Source organism: Streptomyces sennicomposti, assembly GCF_019890635.1.
GTDB classification, from domain to species: Bacteria; Actinomycetota; Actinomycetes; order Streptomycetales; family Streptomycetaceae; genus Streptomyces; species Streptomyces sennicomposti.
In genome coordinates, this window is the sequence record NZ_JAIOAB010000002.1 from 212,960 (window position 1) to 231,640 (window position 18,681).

Below are 18,681 nucleotides of genomic sequence, written 5' to 3' on the forward strand. Positions count from 1 at the left end.
ACCGCGGCCCCCACGGCGGCGTCAGGCCGCGGTCAGCAGCCGCAGTCGGAGCTCTTGCCGCCGGCCTTGCCCGCGCTGACCGTCGCGCCCACCTTGGCCGGTGCCTGCTCCTTGGCCGGCGCGCCCTCCGGGCGCTTGACGGCCCGGCCGATGGCCATGGCCTCGATGAACTGCCACGCCCCCGGCATCTTCGTCTCGTTGAGGTCGACCACCTCCAGGGAGGAGGAGGCCAGCGTGTCGAGCGTGGGCCGGTTGCAGTGGCACTCGTTGCCGAACCAGTACCAGCCGAGCTGCACCAGGTCCTGGCGCCGCGCGATGCGCGGGTCGCGGTTGCGCACGTGCTCCAGGAACAGGTACTGGCCGCCCGGCTTGAGGACCCGCTCGATCTCGCGCAGGGCTACGTCCGGGTCCGGCACGGTGCACAGGATCATCGCCGCCGCGACCGTGTCGAAGTGGTTGTCGGGGAACGGCAGACGCTCCGCGCCGGCCACCGTCAGCTGAATGCGCCGCGGGTTGTCGCGGATCTTCTCCTCGAGCTTGGCCACCATCGGCGGGTAGGGCTCGGTGAGGATCAGCTCCTCGACGGCGTCCGGGTAGTGCGGCAGGTTCAGGCCGGTCCCGGTGCCGAGCTCGATCGTGCGCCCGTACGCGGGGGCCAGCATCTCGGCACGCTTCTCCGCCAGACCGTGCTTCTCCACGTGGGACAGGAACTTGTCGTACATCCCCGCGAAGACATACTTGCCCCACGTTGCGTTGTAGGCCTTCTTCAGAAGGTTAGCCACGTCTCTCCCTCAGAGCAGTCACTTTCGCTCCCCCATTCGGGAAGCCCTTAAACCGAGCGCGTGTCGATGCGTTGCCGTGCGCACTTTCGTGGGTCTAGCCAGTGCCCCGAGAAGCCATGTCCATATGCTGGCCGCCCGTGCAGACCGAGCGTTTCGTGCATGTTGCATGAAACGCTCTTCACCCGCGAGCGGGGCAGGGCGGCCGCTGTCCTTTCTGTCTGGAGCTGAGGCCTGGATGGCTGATCTCTCGAACGGTAGTGTGGCCGTTGAAGTCAGCTTCAAGTCAACACCGCGGGGGAGTCATGGACGACGCGTTGCTGTCGATAAGCGAGGTTTCACGAAGGGCCGGCATAGCCACTTCGGCCTTGCGGTACTACGAGCGATGTAGCTTGATCCCCGAGGGCGCGAAGGTCGCCGGCAGGCGGCACTACCCGCCTGCTGTCCTGCACCGACTCTCGGCGATCAAGATCTGCCAGAAGATCGGGTTCAGCCTCGCGGAGATCTCCGACCTGCTGCAGGGCACCGGGGTCGGGGGCAGCGTGTGGCAGAGCATCGCCAGAGCCCGCCGCTCCGAGATCAAGCGCGAGATCGCAGACCTGAACGCCCTGCTCCAGCTGATCGACCAGACCCTGGACTGCGACTGCCGGACGCTGTGCGACTGCCCGCACATGCGGCCTGACGGGCACTTGGAGGCCGGTGGCCAGGGCGGCAGGCCGGGCGCCTGCTGCGAACTGGATTCCTGGCCTTCCCGGACGCCGGGGCTGTGACGCCGCCTTCGCCGGCCGCGCCCGCACCGGCCGCGGGGCCGGCCGGCGAAGGCAGTACTTCCGGCCATGATCCGCAGGATGCCCCCTTTCCCGGATCATGCCTGCACGGAGGAATTTTTGCCCCTCCTTTAGGGTAACCGGAATGCCGTGTTCTTTTGCGCCCGTGCACGGAGGGCCGCATATTGTTTTCGGCCATCGTCTTCCGGCCACGGGTTATATGGTTGCGCAGTCGGTCGCCGTGGTCTAACTTCTGCACCGTCGAGCGCTGCCACCGTGAGTCATTCACGGATTGCCGGAGTCGCCGTTTTATCGGCCGACTCGAACCACTCATTGCCATTTCCGGGCTGAGTGAGTGCGCCGCTTTCTTCCGTGCCTGTTCCAGAAACATCGCCGCCCAACAGCTGACGGCCTGAGGCCGTCCATCTCGGCCGGAGCAATGAAATTGATCGAAGACAGTCCTGAGACAGTGCTGCCCAAACGATCGGACGGGCCTGGTGCGGGCACGGAGACACAGATGTTCCCGGGCCGCAGCCACCTGCCCGTCACCTCCTCGTGGATGACCGCAGTCCTGGTCGCCACGGGCGGCTCGCTCATGGTCGTGGTGTCCCTCGGCGCCATGGCCGCAGAACTCGGCAACATGTCGATCTGGGTGTGGATCGCCACCGCCGCGGTGGGAGGCGCACAGTGTCTGCTGGTCGCCGAACTCGCGGCCCGCTTCCCCGCACGGGCGGGCGGCACCGCGCAGTTCGCCTACCGCGTCCGCGCACAGGGCTCCCCGACGATGGGAGCCCTGTCGGCCTGGTGCTACTGGTTCGCCTGGACACCGGGCATCGCGGTCAACCTCGTCCTCGTGGGGACTTTCCTCAGTGATCAGTGGCTGCCGGGCGTCTCGCCCATCGTGCTGGCACTCGCGATCGCCGCGGTCCTCTACTTCGTCACCGCGCTGGGGCTGAAGCTGTCCACCCTGATCAATGCGGTGCTGGCCGTCGTCGCGGTCGCCGTCGTCCTGGTCATCGTCCTGAGCCCCGTCGCCCGCCCCCACGCCGCCGACTTCTCGCAGGTGTTCCCCTCGGTCCTGCCCGACGACGCCGGAGCCCACGGTCTGGGAGCACAGCTGGCACTCATCGCGAAGTGGGGCTTCGTCGCCAGCTGGTCCGCCTACTCCGCAGAGATGGCCTCCACCGTGTGCGCGGAGATCAGGCAGCCCGAACGCACCATGAAGCGGGTCATGTCGACCTCCGCCGTCATCTGCTTCGCCGCCTTCGCCGCCGTGCCCATCGCGATGTTCGCGCTTTCGGGCGTCAAGGGAATCCAGGAGGACCCCTTCGACGTCTTCGCCCACGCCGGCCACGTGCTCCTGGGCCCCACCGGCGAAGTCTTCGTCCAGCTGGGACTGATGGCCGTCCTCATCCTCGGGGCCGAGACCTTCATCATCGGATCGTCCAGGACCATCTACCAGATGGCACAGGACGGCCACCTCCCCGCCTACTTCGGGAAGATCAACAAGCGCGGGGCGCCGGTCGGCTCCATCGCCTGGGACGCGGTGGTCATCGGGCTGCTCCTGATCGTCTTCGGCACCAACGTGGTGGACGTGGTGGCCGCCGCGAACTTCGGCTACATGTCCGTGTTCGTCCTCCTGCCCATCGCCTACCTCGTCCTGCGCAAACACCCGGCCGGCCGGGCCGGCAGCTTCCGGTTGGGCAGATACGCCCGCCCCCTGGCCGTATTCCTCTGCGCGGTGAACGCGGTGCTGCTGGTCTTCGGCGGAGTGCAGTGGGGCGGCTCCGTCATCCTCATCGGCCTGTGCGTCAGTCTCGTGATCCTGCCGATCTCCTTCTTCACCCGCCGGCACCGCGCCAAGACGGCACCCGCGCCGGCACCGGAGGCCGAGCTTGTCCCCTGACGCCCCGGCGCACAGCTCCGGGGAGACTGCCGTGCCCGGCCGCGCCCTGTCCTTCAGCGCCTTCCTCCCCGACGGCATCGATGCCGTCGCCCGGGGAGGAATCGCCGGCAGCCAGGCGCGTCTGACCCCGGCCCTGCGCGCCGTCCACCAGTGCCTGCTGCGCCAGCCTCGACCAGGGGCAGGGGCCCGCCACCGCATCCGTCGCAGACCTCGCCCGACGGCACGGCCTTCCCCCCCGACGCGGCCCTCGAGGCCCTCGCCGCCGCGGATCTCGTCCACCTCAACACCGCCGGGGACCAGGTAGAGATCGCATACCCGCTGTCGGCTGCGCCCTCCCCGCACCGGGTCGACATCCACAACGGGCCCTCACTGGCCGCCATGTGCGCGATCGACGCCCTGGGCGTCCCCCTCATGGCAGGCACCGCCGCCACGATCGTCTCCCACGCTCCCGACACCGGCCAGCAGATCCGGGTGAGCCGTCGGCGGGACGGACATCGGCACTGGGAGCCGGCCGCCACCGTGGTCGTCCTGGCCACCGCCACCTGCACCGGACGGATCGCCTACGCCTGCCGGCACACCGCGTTCCACGCTGCGCACGAGCAAGCGCACCGGCACCTGAGAGACAGCGCGCTGCAGCAGGGCCAGATCCTGACCCAGCAGCAGGCCCTCGCCATCGCCGAGACGGAGTTCGGCCTCCTTCTGACAGAGGACAGCCGCTGATCCCCGAAGGACAAAACACGACCCCGCCGCCCCTTTGAAGTCCGCCGCGGCCCTGCGGCCCTGGCACAAGACAGCTACCGGCCCCGACTGCCCGCCCTGCGCGCCGCAAGCGGCTGCCGGCCTCGACGAACACGGGAGATTCATCGTGTCGACCCTGTCCACCACACCCGACCTGGACGCCTCGTACGCGCAGTCCCTCAACGGCATCGACTTCGCGGTCGCCGACCTTGCACTGGCCGAGTTCGGCCGCAAGGAGATCCGGCTGGCCGAGTACGAGATGCCGGGCCTGATGGCCCTGCGCGCCGAGTACGCCGACACCCAGCCCCTGCGGGGAGCCCGCATCTCGGGCTCCCTGCACATGACCGTCCAGACGGCCGTCCTCATCGAAACCCTGGTCACCCTGGGCGCGCAGGTGCGCTGGGCCTCCTGCAACATCTTCTCCACCCAGGACCACGCCGCGGCGGCCGTCGTCGTCGGACCCGAGGGCACTCCCGAAATACCGGGCGGTGTACCGGTGTTCGCCTGGAAGGGAGAATCCCTGCAGGAGTACTGGTGGTGCACCGAGAAGATGCTGACCTGGCCCGACGGACAGGGCGCGAACCTGATTCTCGACGACGGCGGTGACGCGACCATGCTGATCCACAAGGGCGCCGTGTACGAGCGCCTCGGACGCGTCCCCGAGGCACAGGAGACGGACTCCGAGGAGTGGACCGTCGTCCTGAATCTGCTCCAGGCCTCCTTGAACGCTGTCCCCGGCAAGTGGACCGCGATCGCGTCACGGATCTTGGGGGTCACGGAAGAGACCACCACGGGCGTCATGAGGCTGGACCGTATGGCGGCCGAGGGCGAGCTGCTCTGGCCGGCCATCAACGTCAACGACTCCGTCACCAAGTCCAAGTTCGACAACAAGTACGGCATCCGGCACTCCCTCATCGACGGCATCAACCGCGGTACCGATGTCCTGATCGGCGGCAAGGTCGCCGTCGTGTGCGGATACGGCGACGTCGGGAAGGGAGCTGCGGAGTCGCTGTCCGGCCAGGGCGCCCGCGTGGTGGTGACCGAGATCGATCCCATCTGCGCCCTGCAGGCCGTGATGGACGGCTACCAGGTCGCCCGGCTGGAGTCCGTGCTGCCGGCCGCCGACATCGTGATCACGACTACGGGCAACAAGAACGTCGTCATGGCCGAGGACATGGCGCACATGAAGCACCAGGCGATCCTCGGTAACATCGGGCACTTCGACAACGAGCTGGACATGGCGGGCCTGGCGAAGTACGACGGCATCCGCAAGATCAACATCAAGCCCCAGGTCGACGAGTGGGTCTTCCCGGACGGGCACTCGGTCATCGTGCTGTCCGAGGGGCGCCTGCTCAATCTCGGCAACGCCACCGGCCACCCGAGCTTCGTCATGTCCAACAGCTTCTCCAACCAGGTGATCGCTCAGATCGAGCTGTTCACCAGGCACGCCGAGTACGGACGAGGCGTCCACCGGCTCGCCAGGCATCTCGACGAGAAGGTCGCGGCGATCCACCTCGAGGCACTGGGCGGTGAACTCACCACGCTCACGAAGGAACAGGCCGACTACATCGGCGTCGAGATCGACGGACCGTTCAAGTCCGAGCTCTACCGGTACTGACAGACAGACCGTCAGGCCGCTGGGCCGGCTGCGGGGGTTCGACGCTCCCCGCAGCTGGCCCGTCCGCGTTGACACACACCAACTCGAGGGGGAGAACGTAGACTTGAAGACCATGGACTCGACGACGCGCGCTCAACAGGGCCTGTCTGTCGCGGCGTTGGCCCGGATAGCCGGGACCACCACGGACACCATCCGCTACTACGAGCGGCTGGGACTCCTGCCCAAGGCTCCCCGCAACGGAGCCGGCTACCGGCGCTACGGAACCGACGCGATCGACCGCATGAAGTTCATCCAGGGCACCCAGCGGCTCGGCCTGAGGCTGAGCGACATCGCTGACCTGCTCAGCATCCGCGACACCGGGGCCTGTCCCTGCGGAGATGCCGCCGTGGTGCTGCGCAAACGGATGGACGAGGTCCACACCGAGGTCGAACGACTCTCCGCGCTCTACGGAGAGCTGGCGAAGATGGTGGAGCAGCTGCCCAGCCAGCAGTGCCCGGATCCGGCTCCCGGCGTGTGGAAGCCGCAGCCGGCCGAGTCGGCCTGAGGCGTGGTGGCGGCCGGCCCGTCATGCCGCCGTCCGCCACCACGCCGCTCACTGCGGGGCCGCAGCGTGTGGTCAGGAGTTTCCTCCCACCGCGCTCTCGTGCAGATCGCTGCGCCGGATGAGGGTGAAGACCAAAACCGCGCCCACCGCGGCGACCAGTGCGCAGAGGCGGACCACTTCGGTGAGGCTGTCCACGTAGGCGGTTCGGGCCGCCGCGTTCGCGGCGTCCAGCATGGACGGCGGCACCAGTCCGCTCAGGTCGTTCGCTGTTCCGGTGGCGACTTCGTGGGCCACGGAATCGGCCCGGTCGCCCAGCTGCCGGCCGACGTCGGAGCCGGTGAACGCCGAGACGACGCACCGCTGGAACAGGGCGCCGAAGCCCGAGACGCCCAGGGCGACCCCGGCCTGCTGGAACGTCTGGCCCACGCCGGAGGCCATGCCGGCTCGGGCGGGGCCGACGATGCCGACGGTGACCGCCGCGCGCGGCGGATTGAACATTCCCATCCCCGTCCCGGTCACGATCAGGCTCGGGAGCAGAGCGGTCCAGTCGCTGGAGGGATGCACGAGGGTGACCAGCCCCAGCCCGACGGCGATCAGCGCGATGGCCGTGCCCAAAAGGAGGCCGGGCGAGACGGCGGCGCCCAGCCGGCCGGTCAGCAGGGCCACGACGAACAGGGTGAGGGTCAGGGGCAGGAAGCGCACTCCGGTCTGCCATGCCGAATAGCCCAGGGCGTTTTGCATGTAGGAGATGAGCAGGAAGACAGAGGCCAGGCTGGCCGCGTTGTTGAGGAAGGTGCCCCAGGCGACGCCGTTGAACGAACGGATCCGAAACAGTGAGAGATCCAGCATGGCCGCCCGGCCCTTGCCCTGCTGGACGGCGGCGAAGACGGCCAGCAGGACGGCGCCGATCCCGAACGCGAACAGGATCGGCGGGCAGTCCCACCCCATCGAGTTGCCTGCCATGAGCCCGAACAGCAGCAGGGCCAGCGCCAGCCCGAAGGTCGTCATGCCGGCCCAGTCGATGCCTCGGGAGTCGGGGTCGCGGAACTCGCGCAGCTTGCGCACCGTGGGCAGCAGCGCGAGCAGGCCGATCGGAACGTTGACCAGGAAGATCCACCGCCAGCTCAGCGCCGTGGTCAGCGAGCCGCCGATCAGCGGCCCGAACGCGAACGCCAGGCCGCCGACACCGCCCCACACGCCGAACGCGGTCCCGCGGGCGCGGGCCCCGCGGAACTCCTGCCCGATGAGCGCGAGTCCGACGGAGAACAGCATGGCGGCGCCCACCCCCTGGACACCGCGGGCGAGGTTGAGCATCCAGGGGTTCACGGCGAGACCGGCGGTCAGGGAGGCGAAGGTGAAGACCACCAGCCCCAGCGTGAAGATCTTCTTGCGTCCGATCTGGTCCGCGAGTGAACCGCTGGACAGCAGGAACGCGGCCATGGACAGGGTGTATGCGGCGATCACCCACTGCTGTTCGGCGAAACTCGCGTGCAAAGCCTCGCGCAGGCTGGGCAGTCCGACGTTGACGACGGTCACGTCGAGCAACAGCATGAACGTGGTGACGCACACGACGGCCAAGGTCCACCCGCGGACATGTGAGGAACTGCCGTCCCCGTGACGCGTCACGTCCCCTTGACGGGCCGTATCAGATGACATATCGGTCTCTCCTCGTCGGGCATGCGTCCACGGGAGTGTCGTCGTTGAACCTCGCTTCAAGTCAACGCCGTGGACCACGTAGGAGCCCAGCCACCGGGGGATGTGGCCGGGCTCCTGGTCAGTGGGGGTTCATCCTCTGCGGTCGGACGCGGCCGTGCCGTTCACCGAGGCCGGCGAGCAACCGCAGCCACCGTCGGCGGAGCAGCTGTCGGCCTCGGCCACCACCTGGGCAGGCACCGCGGTCACCGGCTCCTGCGTGCCGCAGCTGGGACCGCACCCGCAACCGCCGTCCAGTTCGCCACCGCTGTGCACGGCCGGCGGCTCGATCTGATGCACGGGCAGGGCCGGACTCTGCGTGCCGCAGCTGGGACCGCAGCCGCAGCCGTCCTCGTCCGAGGCAGATGCCGCCGCGGCCGCGGCAGGCTGCGCCGAGGAGGCGGAGGCGGAAGAGGCCTTGGAGGACGTGATGGAGCCGGCCGCCCGCAGCGACGAGTGCAGCCGCAGGAGCCGCAGCCCGTTGGCGATGATCACCAAGGCCCAGGCCTCGTTGATCAGCACGCCTTCGGTGAGGGTGAACCGTCCGCCGATCGCGGAGACCACCAGGAACAGAATGACGGCCAGGGACAGGGCGATGTTCTGTGCGATGACCCGGCTCGCCCGACGCGCGAGCGCGACCGCGTAGGGGAGCTTGTTGAGGTCGTCGGCCATCAACGCGACATCGGCTATCTCCAGCGCCACGTCGGTACCGGCCGCGCCCATGACGATGGCCACGTCGGCCGTGGCCAGCGCCGGTGCGTCATTGACGCCGTCGCCCACCATGGCCGTGATGCCGGACTGCTTGATCGAGGCGACGGCCGTGCTCTTCTCGTCGGGCATCAGCTGGGCCCGGACACTCTCGATGCCCACCCGGTTGGCGATCGCCCGGGCGACCCGCTCACGGTCGCCCGTGAGCATCGTGGTGTGCGTGATGCCGACCTGCCGCAGGGACTTCAGCGCGGTCACCGACTCCGGACGCAGCTCGTCGGCGACGCCCAGCAGCCCGACAAGGCGCTCATCCACGGTGACGGCGACGGGAGTACCGCCGGCGTCCTCGACCGCGTCCAGCGCCGCCTGCGCGGCAGAGTCGCGGCTCAGGTCGCCGACCCTGCCGACCACCACCATCGCGCCGTCGACCACGGACCGGGCGCCGACACCGGGGATAACCTCGACATCCGAGGCGGGGGCGACAGCGATCCCGCGGCCCCTCGCCGCCCGTACGATCGCCTCGGCGATCGGGTGGGTGGCTCCGGCCTCCACGGCCGCCGACAGCGCCAGCAGCTCGTTTTTGTCGAAGGAAGAAAGCGGGTGCACCTGCAGGAGAGTGGGCCGGCCCAGCGTCAGCGTGCCGGTCTTGTCGAACGCCACCGCCTTCAGCTTCGACAACTGCTCCAGATACGCGCCGCCCTTGATCAGAACCCCGTCCCGGGCCGCCCGCGCGACCGCCGAGACGACACTGACCGGCACCGACAGCACCAGCGAGCACGAACACGACACGATGAGCACGACCAGCGCCCGGTACAGGGCGTCGGTGTAGGAGATGTCGAACACCTGCGGTCCGAACGCGGCCATCAGCACCGACAGGGCGATCATGATCGGCGTGTAGATCGAGGCGAACTTGTCGGCGAACCGCTGCGCCTGGCCCCGGTTCTGCTGGGCCTCCTCGACCTCCTTGATGACCCGCGCCAGCACCGTGTCCTCGAACGGCTTGGCGACCTGTATGCGCAGCGCCGCGTGCCCGTTCAGGGTGCCGCCGTACACCTCGGCACCCGGCTCGACCTCCACGGGCATGGACTCACCGGTGATCGCGGATGCGTCGATCCACGACGACCCCTGCACGACGGTGCCGTCGGTGGGCAGCCGCGAACTCGGACGGACCAGGACCACGTCCCCGACCTGGAGCTGCTCGACCTCGACCTGCTCGACAGTGCCGTTGGAGGCGAACCGCTCCGCCATCGTAGGGCTGAGGTCCATCAGCTTCTGGATGGACTTGCGGGCCCGGTCGGCGACATAGCTTTCCAGGACCACACCGAGCGAGAAGATCACCACAACGCAGGCGGCCTCGGTCGCCTTGTCCAGTGCCAGCGCGCCGATGACCGCGACGACGAGGAGAACGTTGATGGACACCCGCTTGGCCCTGAGCATCATCAGGGCGGTGCGCGCGGGATAGACGATGCCGACGGCCACACACGCGTACGCGAAGATCTCGGCGATCGACTCGTACTGGGCGTAGCAGCCGAGGGACTCGACCACCACGAGAAGCGCGGCCGCGATCTCCAGCAGGATCATCTCAGGGCGCAGCCACCAGCGGGAACGCTTGGTGGGCTGCTCGGCCGACTTGCCGGCGCCGGCGGCGTGCGCGGGTTCGAGGACCAGGCCGGACGCGTTCGCTGTCCGCAGCAGCACGTCGTCGTCCAGCGTTGTCGGAGCCTCGATCACGAGGGTTCCCGTGGCGGACAGCACGCGTACGTCACGTACGCCGGGAACACGGCGCAGTGCTGTCAGATCACTGGCGCATTCGACGCAGCCGGATATCACCCGGTAGCGGCGCGCTCCGACGTCGGCTTCGGGCGGGGCAGCCACGTTACCGCTGGTAGAGGCGGCGAACTCGTTCACCTTGGTCACCTGCCTGTTGGTGGGGAACTGAGCTAACTGGGCCGAGCGTAAAGTTTGGAGTCAGGTCCAAGGTCAAGCCTTTTGGCGCCCCGATTTCACTGCGGTGAGCAGTGCCCTCGGCGTCCGCCCTGGGGCCTGGCCGAAACGGCTTGACTTAAAGCCCGGTTCAACGGCAAGACTCGCGCCCTGGCAGCAGCCCCCGGCATCAGCCGTATGCGGCAGCGCCGGTCACATGCGTCGTTTCGCACCCCATGGGTGGTGTTCATTCAGCAGGTTCGGCTGCCCGGCCTGGCCTCGAAGGGGGAATGGAAATGGACGATTCTTCGGAGCCTTCGATCGAACGCGCCGTCGAGACGATGGCCCTGGGCGTCGAGTCGGACGGCCCGGCGGAGGACCGCCGTGCCTACATCAGCGTAGGCCTCATCGACCTGCTGTCGACGATCACAGGAGTGCCGGCCTGTGACATCCCGGAGGAGGCCCCGCTCACCGTCGAGTCGCTGCAGGCGACCGTGCTCTGCACCGTCCTCGACGCAGCCTTCGACGTGCAGGTCCCCCTGTCCATGCTGACCACCGGCGCCTGCGTTCCCGAACTCACCGAGCTCCTCCTTGCCACCGCGTCGGACAACCGCAGCCACCGCGCACCCGAAGCCCTGGCCGACCCCGCGGCCGGCTGCGAGCCGTTCGACCTCACCGACGTCCAGCAGGCATACCTGCACGGCCGGGACTCCGCTCACGAACTCGGCAATGTCGACGCCTCCTTCTACGTCGAGCTGGACACCCAAGAGGTGGACATCGACCGCTTCGAGCAGGCGATGCGTGCGGCTATCGCCTGCCACGACATGCTCCGCGTCGTCATCCTCGAGGACGGGCGCCAGCAGGTCCTGCCCGAGGTGCCCGACTTCGTCATCGGCAGGGAGGACCTCTCGTCGCTGCCTGCCGATGACCAGCACGCCCGTCTTGAGGCGCTGCGCGCCGAGGCGACGGCGAAACGGCGTGACGTCACCCAGTGGCCGCTGTTCGACCTGTACGCCACGCGCCTGGACGAGCGCCGGACCCTGCTGCGCTTCAGCATCGACCTCCTGGTCTGCGACGGCGCATCGTTCGCGGTGCTCATCGAAGAACTCGCCGGCCGCTACGAGAACCCCGGGCGTCAGTGGCCGGTGCCCCACCTGACCTTCCGGGACTACCAGCGCGCCGTCACCGGACCTGGACACCAGGACAAGCAGGAAAAGGCACGCGCCTACTGGACCGAGCGACTCGACAGCCTTCCCGCAGCCCCCCTGCTGCCCCTGGCAGGCCCGCTGGCGGCCATCGACACCCCCTGCTTCAACCGCCGCCACCACGCCTTGTCCGCACCGCAGTGGCAGAGCTTCAAGGCCCGCGCAGCCGCGCGGGGACTCACTCCCTCAGCCGCGCTGGCCACCGCGTATTCCGACGTCCTCGCCCGCTGGTCGCAGTCTCCCGACTTCACGATCAACGTGACCGTCAACAACCGCAAGCCCGTGCACGAGCACGTCAAGCGGGTCATCGGGGACTTCACCACGCTCACGCTGCTGGACGTCCGCTCGGACGCCGGCAGGCCGTTCACCGAACGGGTCGGCGCCCTGCAGACGCAGCTGTGGCGAGACCTGGACCACAGCGAGTACAGCGGCATCCGAGTCATGCGCGAACTCGCGCGCCGCTCCGGGCCCGCATCAGCGATCGCACCCGTGGTCTTCTCGACGTTCGTCGGCTCCGGCTTCAGCGACGACTTCGCCCCCGACTGGCTGCACGGCATCCACTACACGCTGGCCCAGGCGCCACAGCTCACCCTGGAATGCCTGACGCTCGAATTCCGCGGCGAGTTGCACATCACCTGGGACTCCGTCGACGACGCATTCGCGCCCGGACTCCTCGACGACATGTTCACGGCCTACCGGGACCTCGTTCAGCAGCTGGCCCAGAGCGACGCCGCGTGGGAGCAGCAGGCAACCGTGCACCCGCCTGAGCGCCAACTGGCCGTGCGGGAGCGGGCGAACGCGACCACGGCAGCGGCCCCCGACGCCCTCCTGCACCGTCTGGGAACAGCGCTGGCACACCGCAGCAGCGAACCCGCAGTGATCACCGCGGACCGCGTCCTCAGCTACGGCGACCTGGACCGCATGGCCTGCCGTCTCGGCCGCGCGCTGCGCAGGACCGGAGTACGCCCCAACCAGCTGGTCGCCATCGTGATGGACAAGGGCTGGGAGCAGGTCGTCGCGGTCCTGGCCATCCTCTACTCCGGCGCCGCCTACCTCCCCATCGACGCGACCCTCCCTCCCGACCGCATCCGCCGCCTCCTGGCCCTCGGCGAGGCCGACATCGCCCTCACCCAGACCGCGGTGCGCGACCGCCTCAACTGGCCCAGCGAACTCACCGTCTTCGACGTCTCAGACCCCAGCCGCTGGTGGCACGAGATGGACGGCCCCCTGGAGGACGCACAAAGCGCCACCGACCTCGCCTACGTCATCTTCACCTCCGGATCGACCGGCGAACCCAAGGGCGTCATGATCGACCACCGCGGGGCAGCCAACACCTGCTGGGACATCAACACCAAGTTCGGCGTCGGCCCCGGCGACCGCGTGCTGGCACTGTCCTCGCTCAGCTTCGACCTGTCCGTCTGGGACATCTTCGGAGTCCTCGCAGCGGGCGGAGCACTCGTGCTGCCCGAACCGGACGCCGGCCGGGACCCCCAACGCTGGGCCGAACTGGTCACGCAGCACGACGTGACCATCTGGAACACCGTCCCCGCGCTCATGCAGATGTACACCACCTACGCGGAGGCACAGCCCTCCTACGACGCACTCGGCCCTCTGCGCCTGATCCTCATGTCCGGCGACTGGATCGAGGTCTCGCTGGCGGACCGGATCCGGGCACAGAAGACCGCACCCGCCGACATCATCAGCATGGGCGGCGCGACGGAAGCATCCATCTGGTCCATCTACCACCCCATCGGCGCGCCCCTGCCCGGATGGAAGTCGGTCCCCTACGGCAAGCCGCTGGCCAACCAGACCTTCCACGTCCTGGACGAGCACATGCGGCCCTGCCCGGACTGGGTGATGGGGCAGCTCTTCATCGGCGGTGCCGGCCTCGCCCTCGGCTACTGGCGCGACCCGCAGCGCACCGGCGAGCGGTTCGTCGTCAATCCGCACACCGGCGAGCGCCTGTACGACACCGGCGACCGCGGCCGCTACCACCCCGACGGGAACATCGAATTCCTCGGCCGCGCCGACGGCCAGGTCAAGGTGAACGGCTATCGCATCGAACTCGGGGAGATAGAGCACACGCTCACCGGACACCGCGACGTCAAGCAGGCGATCGCCGTCACCGAGGGCAACAAACTCCTGGCCTTCGTCACGCCGCATCCCGAAGTCATCGAGCAACTCGACGACGAGGCACGAGCGCAGGTCGCCGACTGGCAGCAGATCTTCGACTCGCTGCGCAGCGAGACCTCCGAACAGACCGCCGGGTGGACCGACAGCTTCACCGGCCAGGTGATCCGCGAACAGGACATGGCCGACTGGGCCGACATCACCGCGCGCCGCGTCCTGGCGCACCGCCCGCGCCGCGTCCTGGAAATCGGGTGCGGAGCCGGACTGATCGCCACCCGGCTGCTGCCCGAGTGCGTGCAGTACACGGGAACCGACCTGTCCGCGCGGACCCTCAAAGACCTCGGCCAGCGTCTCGTGCAGGACGGCACCGCCGACAAGGCCATCCTGCTGCAACGGGAAGCCACCGACCTCGAAGGCGTGCCGCGCGCCTACTACGACTGCGTCGTCATCAACTCCGTCGCCCAGTACTTCCCCTCAGCCGACTACCTCCTGGACACGGTGCGCAACGCCCTTACCACCCTGCGGCCCGGGGGAGTGGTCTACCTCGGCGACATCCGCGACCTGCGACAACTGCGCCCCTTCCACCTCGCGGTCGAGCGCGCACAGGCCGGCCCGCAGGATCTGGTCCGGGACCTGGCCTGGCGCCTGGAGCAGCGCGAGCTGACCGAGACCGAACTGGCCGTCTCCCCCCGCCTCTTCTGGTCCGACCTGGGGCACCCGGCCGCGATCCTTCCGCGGCCGGGCAACCCGGCCACCGAAATGGCGGACTACCGCTACGACGTCGTCGTGTTCAACCACGCAGGCGCGCCAGCACCGCTTCCCCCCACGCTGGTCTGGGCCGACCGCGCACAGACGATGCCGGAACTCGAACAGGCTCTCAGCCGCCAACTCCCCTCGCTCTGCCTCCAAGACGTGCCCAATGCGCGGCTCAAGCACGCCGGCGCCTGGGCGGCGCGCCTAGACGATGCGGCATCGGCCAACCTGCCGCTCGCCGAATTCGACAGCATGGTGTGGCCGCAGGCCGAGGCAGACCGATGTCTCATGCCCGCGACGCTCCTCGACCTGGCGCACCGCAACGGATACGCCTGCGAGTTCTTCACCCGCCCGCAGGCGGCACCCGGCACATTCGACGCAGTGTTCACCCTGAGTCCGCGCGACGCTGAAACAGCAGTGCACGCCTACGCGTTCACCCACCCCGCCCCCGCCCCTGCCGAGGCGGAGGCCACCTCCAACGTCCCGCTCCTCGCACGGCGGGTGGCCGCCCTCCCGTCCCGGCTCATCCAGCACGCACGCAAGACGCTCCCCTCCTACATGGTGCCCAGCGACATCGTCGTGCTGGCCGGACTGCCCCTCACCGCGAACGGCAAGGTCGACGTCGCCCGCCTCCACGACAGCGCCGCCCGCAACCGCAAGCAACCCCCCGCACTGGAGGCCGCAGAACCCGCAGACATCGTCGAGCAGACACTGGCCACCGCCTGGCAGCAGGTCCTCGGCCTGACGCGCGTGTCGGTCAACGACGACTTCTTCAAGACCGGCGGCGACTCCCTGCTCGCCGTGCAGCTCAGCCGAGCGGCAGGCGAGGCCGGCATCACCGTCACGGTGGCCGAGGTGTTCGCGCACCCCACCATCGCGGAACTCGCCGGCCTCATACGCCAGCGCCGGCCCGGCCACGACGAAGCCCCGGAACCGGCCGGACTGCCCCGCATCGTGCCGGCCCCACAGGAACGGTTCACCCCCTTCCCCCTCACCGACCTGCAGCAGGCCTATCTGCTGGGGCGCAACGGCTTCTTCGACCTGGGCAACGTCGCCGCCTCCTTCTACGTCGAGGTGGACGCCCCCGAATTCGACCCGGAACGCCTGTCTGCCGCCCTTGAGGGCATGGTCCACCGCCACGACATGCTGCGTGCCGTCATCGGGCCGGACGGTCAGTGGCACGTCCAGGCCGAAACGGCGCCGATTCCCATACCCGTGATCGACCTGCGCCACCACACCGCGGCCGAAGCGGAAACCGAACTCGCAGCGGTCCGCCGCGAATGCAGCAGCCGGATATTCGATCCCGGACAGTTCCCGCTGTTCGACGTCCGCGTCAGCCAACTTGACGGATCCAGCCGCCTCCACATCAGCCTGGACCTGCTGATCGCAGACGGCGGGACCGTCACGGTCTTCCTCACCGAACTCGCCGCCCGCTACGCAGCCCCCGACCGCCACTGGCCACAGCTCGAAGTGACCTTCCGGGACTACCAGAACGCCATCGGGCAGGCGCAGAACAGCCCCCGCTACCAGCGCGCCCGCGACTACTGGACAGCACGCGCCGCCGACCTGCCCCCGGCCCCCCGCCTTCCCCTGGCCGCCGACCCCGCAGACATCACCGAACCCACCTTCACGCGGCGCACCCACCGTCTGCCCGCCGACGCCTGGCAGGCCCTGCGCGAGCGAGCCGGGCAGCACGGCATCACCCCCTCCACAGCCCTCGCCACCGCCTACGCCGAGACCCTCAACGCATGGTCCGACGGGAACCCGTTCACGTTGAACGTCACCGTGAACAAGCGGCTGCCTCTGCACGACCAGATCACCGACGTGATCGGCGACTTCACCGCCATCAGCCTGCTGGAGGTGACCACCGACCCGGCCGCGAGCTTCGCCGACCGGGCCAGAACGATCCAGGCGCAACTGGCCAGGGACCTCGACCACAACGAGTTCACCGGGATCAAAGTGCTCCGGGAGATCGCGCGGCTGCACGGCCCCGACCGCGCAACGATTCCGGTGGTCTTCACCAGCGCCCTCGACTCCGCCGGCGCAGACTTCGGGCAGGCGGTCAGCGGTCTGGGCACGATGACGGACAGCATCGTGCACACCCCGCAGGTCCACATCGACCACCAGGTGTTCGAGTACGACGGAGAACTCGTACTGAACTGGGACTCGATCAACGAGCTCTTCCGCGCCGAGGACATGGACCAGCTGTTCCACCGGTACATCGACCTGGTGGCCCGCCTGGCCGCAGACGAAGCCGCGTGGCAGAACCCGGCCTCGCGCCCCACCGGGCCCCGCGACCTCGAGCAGGCCGACTCTCATGCCCTCTCGGCCGTCGCCGTGGACGCCTCCCCGCTCTCGGCGGCGACGACCGAAGCCGCCCAACGGACCCTCACCCGGATCTGGGGGGAAGTGCTGGGCATCGACGACGTGCCCCTCACCACCGAGTTCACCCGACTCGGCGGCGACTCCCTGCTGGCCATGCAGGTCATCGCCCGGGCCGCGGGCGCCGGCCTCTACATCACCCCCCGCGACTTCTTCGCCCACCAGACCATCGCCGCGCTCGCCGCCTACCAGAGCGGCGCCGACACCGCCGCCCGCCCGGCCGGGACCGGCTCCCGACCGCCCCGCGAGGGCGGCCTCGCCCTCCTGCCCCGCCAGCAGGTCCTGCTCGAGGAATGGAAGCACCCCGCAGAGCACAACTACGTGCTGCTTTTCGACGTCGCCGAGCCGCTGGACCGCACCGCCCTGAAGGTGGCGCTGCGCTCCTTGCTCAAGCACCACGAAGCACTGCGCCTCTCGGTCACCGCGGGGGAGTGCGGCCACACCGGCCATCTCACGGCGCTGGACCAGCTCGACATCCCTCTCACCTGGGTCGACCTCGCCGGCGTCTCGCAGGAGACGGCCGCACAGACCGTCACCGATGTCAGCCTTCAGCTGCAGTCCTTGATCGACATCGCTGCCGCCCCGCTCCTGCGCGTCGCAGCGTTCCAGCAAGAGCACCGCCAGCGGCTGCTGATCGTCATCAACCAGCTGATCTGCGACAACTACGCCTGCCGGATCCTGTGCGAAGACCTCATCTCCGCCTACCGCCAGGTCACTGAGACCGGGGAGGCCGTCCTTGCCCCGTCCGACTCCCTGGCCGCATGGGCCGAGCTCGTGCGCTCCCGTGCCCACCAGCCCGAGATCCAGGCCGAACTCGGCTACTGGCGGGCCATGGAGCCCGTGCCCGACCCGCTGCCGCTGGAGGGCCCCCTGCCGGCCGAGCCGGCGCTCATCGCGCTCGACGCGCAAGCCAGTGCCGCGCTCTCCGGGACGGCAGCGGTCCCCGACGTCCTGCTCGCTGCCGTCGCCCGTGTGATCGCCCGACGCACCGGCGCCACGACGGTCCGCATGGACATCGACTCCCACGGCCGTGACGTCCCCTCCGACACGCTGAACCCGGCCCGCATCGTCGGCCGGCTGGCCACCCGCTGGCCGCTGGACGTCCCGGCGCTGCCCGACCGCTCCCTCCACGAGGCGGCCGCCGCCGTCGCCGACACACGCCACCAGGTGCCGGCCGGCGGAAACCACTACGAGCTGCTCGCCACCCTCGGCGACGCCCCGGAGATCCGGGGAGCCCCCGCGCCCGTGGTCTTCAACTACCTCGGGCACTCCGACGCGCTGTGGGAACGCCTGGGACTGCAGCTCAGCCCCGACCACCCAGGGCTGCTGCCCAACCCCGATCCGCAAAGCCGTCGCCTGGAGTTCCTCGCCGGCTTCTTCTCCGGCCGGCTCATCCTGGCCTGTCTGTCCGGGACACCCGACCTGCTCCACGAGATCGGATCCGACATCACCACCGGCCTCCTTGGCCGCGCAACGCCCCTGGCGGTCCCGGCAGACCTCGACGTACTGCGGCACTGGCTTGCCCACTGAAATGAG

General features: G+C 69.1%; 9 protein-coding genes. 6 read left to right on the forward strand and 3 right to left on the reverse strand.

Annotated elements, in window-relative coordinates:
• Positions 1 to 32: 32 nt before the first annotated feature.
• Positions 33 to 782, reverse strand: a complete 750-nt coding sequence (locus K7787_RS01960; RefSeq protein WP_223000270.1) for a class I SAM-dependent methyltransferase — start codon at positions 780 to 782, stop codon at positions 33 to 35.
• 302 nt (positions 783 to 1,084) lie between these two features.
• On the opposite strand from K7787_RS01960, the gene K7787_RS01965 reads away from it, so the two are divergent.
• The 5 genes from K7787_RS01965 to K7787_RS01985 all read left to right on the forward strand — a co-directional run bounded on the left by K7787_RS01965 (position 1,085) and on the right by K7787_RS01985 (position 6,352).
• Entirely contained in the window at positions 1,085 to 1,549 is a 465-nt protein-coding gene (locus K7787_RS01965) for a MerR family transcriptional regulator (protein ID WP_282107217.1), read from the forward strand.
• Positions 1,550 to 2,063: 514 nt separating this feature from the next.
• Complete coding sequence (locus K7787_RS01970) at positions 2,064 to 3,452, forward strand: APC family permease (protein WP_223000272.1); 1,389 nt, start codon at positions 2,064 to 2,066, stop codon at positions 3,450 to 3,452.
• Positions 3,453 to 3,602: 150 nt separating this feature from the next.
• A complete protein-coding gene (merB, locus tag K7787_RS31530) occupies positions 3,603 to 4,172 on the forward strand; it encodes an organomercurial lyase (RefSeq protein ID WP_223000273.1) in 570 nt (189 codons plus the stop codon).
• A gap of 172 nt (positions 4,173 to 4,344) precedes the next feature.
• A complete protein-coding gene (gene ahcY / locus K7787_RS01980; RefSeq protein WP_247720474.1) occupies positions 4,345 to 5,808 on the forward strand; it encodes an adenosylhomocysteinase in 1,464 nt (487 codons plus the stop codon).
• 112 nt (positions 5,809 to 5,920) lie between these two features.
• On the forward strand, positions 5,921 to 6,352 hold the full coding sequence (locus K7787_RS01985; protein ID WP_223000274.1) for a MerR family transcriptional regulator: 432 nt from the start codon (positions 5,921 to 5,923) through the stop codon (positions 6,350 to 6,352).
• A gap of 72 nt (positions 6,353 to 6,424) precedes the next feature.
• Here K7787_RS01985 and K7787_RS01990 read toward each other — a convergent pair whose 3' ends face one another.
• Both K7787_RS01990 and K7787_RS01995 read right to left on the reverse strand, forming a co-directional pair.
• Positions 6,425 to 7,921 carry an MFS transporter gene (locus K7787_RS01990; RefSeq protein ID WP_223000275.1) on the reverse strand — a complete coding sequence of 499 codons (1,497 nt, stop codon included), beginning with the start codon at positions 7,919 to 7,921 and terminating at the stop codon, positions 6,425 to 6,427.
• A gap of 216 nt (positions 7,922 to 8,137) precedes the next feature.
• Positions 8,138 to 10,669 (reverse strand): heavy metal translocating P-type ATPase, encoded by a 2,532-nt coding sequence (locus K7787_RS01995; RefSeq protein ID WP_223000276.1) that lies wholly within the window; start codon positions 10,667 to 10,669, stop codon positions 8,138 to 8,140.
• Positions 10,670 to 10,971: 302 nt separating this feature from the next.
• Here K7787_RS01995 and K7787_RS02000 point away from each other — a divergent pair, with 302 nt between their 5' ends.
• Complete coding sequence (locus K7787_RS02000; RefSeq protein ID WP_223000277.1) at positions 10,972 to 18,675, forward strand: non-ribosomal peptide synthetase; 7,704 nt, start codon at positions 10,972 to 10,974, stop codon at positions 18,673 to 18,675.
• The last annotated feature ends 6 nt before the right edge of the window (positions 18,676 to 18,681 follow it).

Coding starts and splice junctions, on each gene's coding strand:
- K7787_RS01965 (WP_282107217.1), top strand. CDS start 1,085: ATGGACGACGCGTTGCTGTCGATAAGCGAGGTTTCACGAAGGGCCGGC.
- K7787_RS01970 (WP_223000272.1), top strand. CDS start 2,064: ATGTTCCCGGGCCGCAGCCACCTGCCCGTCACCTCCTCGTGGATGACC.
- K7787_RS01985 (WP_223000274.1), top strand. CDS start 5,921: ATGGACTCGACGACGCGCGCTCAACAGGGCCTGTCTGTCGCGGCGTTG.
- K7787_RS02000 (WP_223000277.1), top strand. CDS start 10,972: ATGGACGATTCTTCGGAGCCTTCGATCGAACGCGCCGTCGAGACGATG.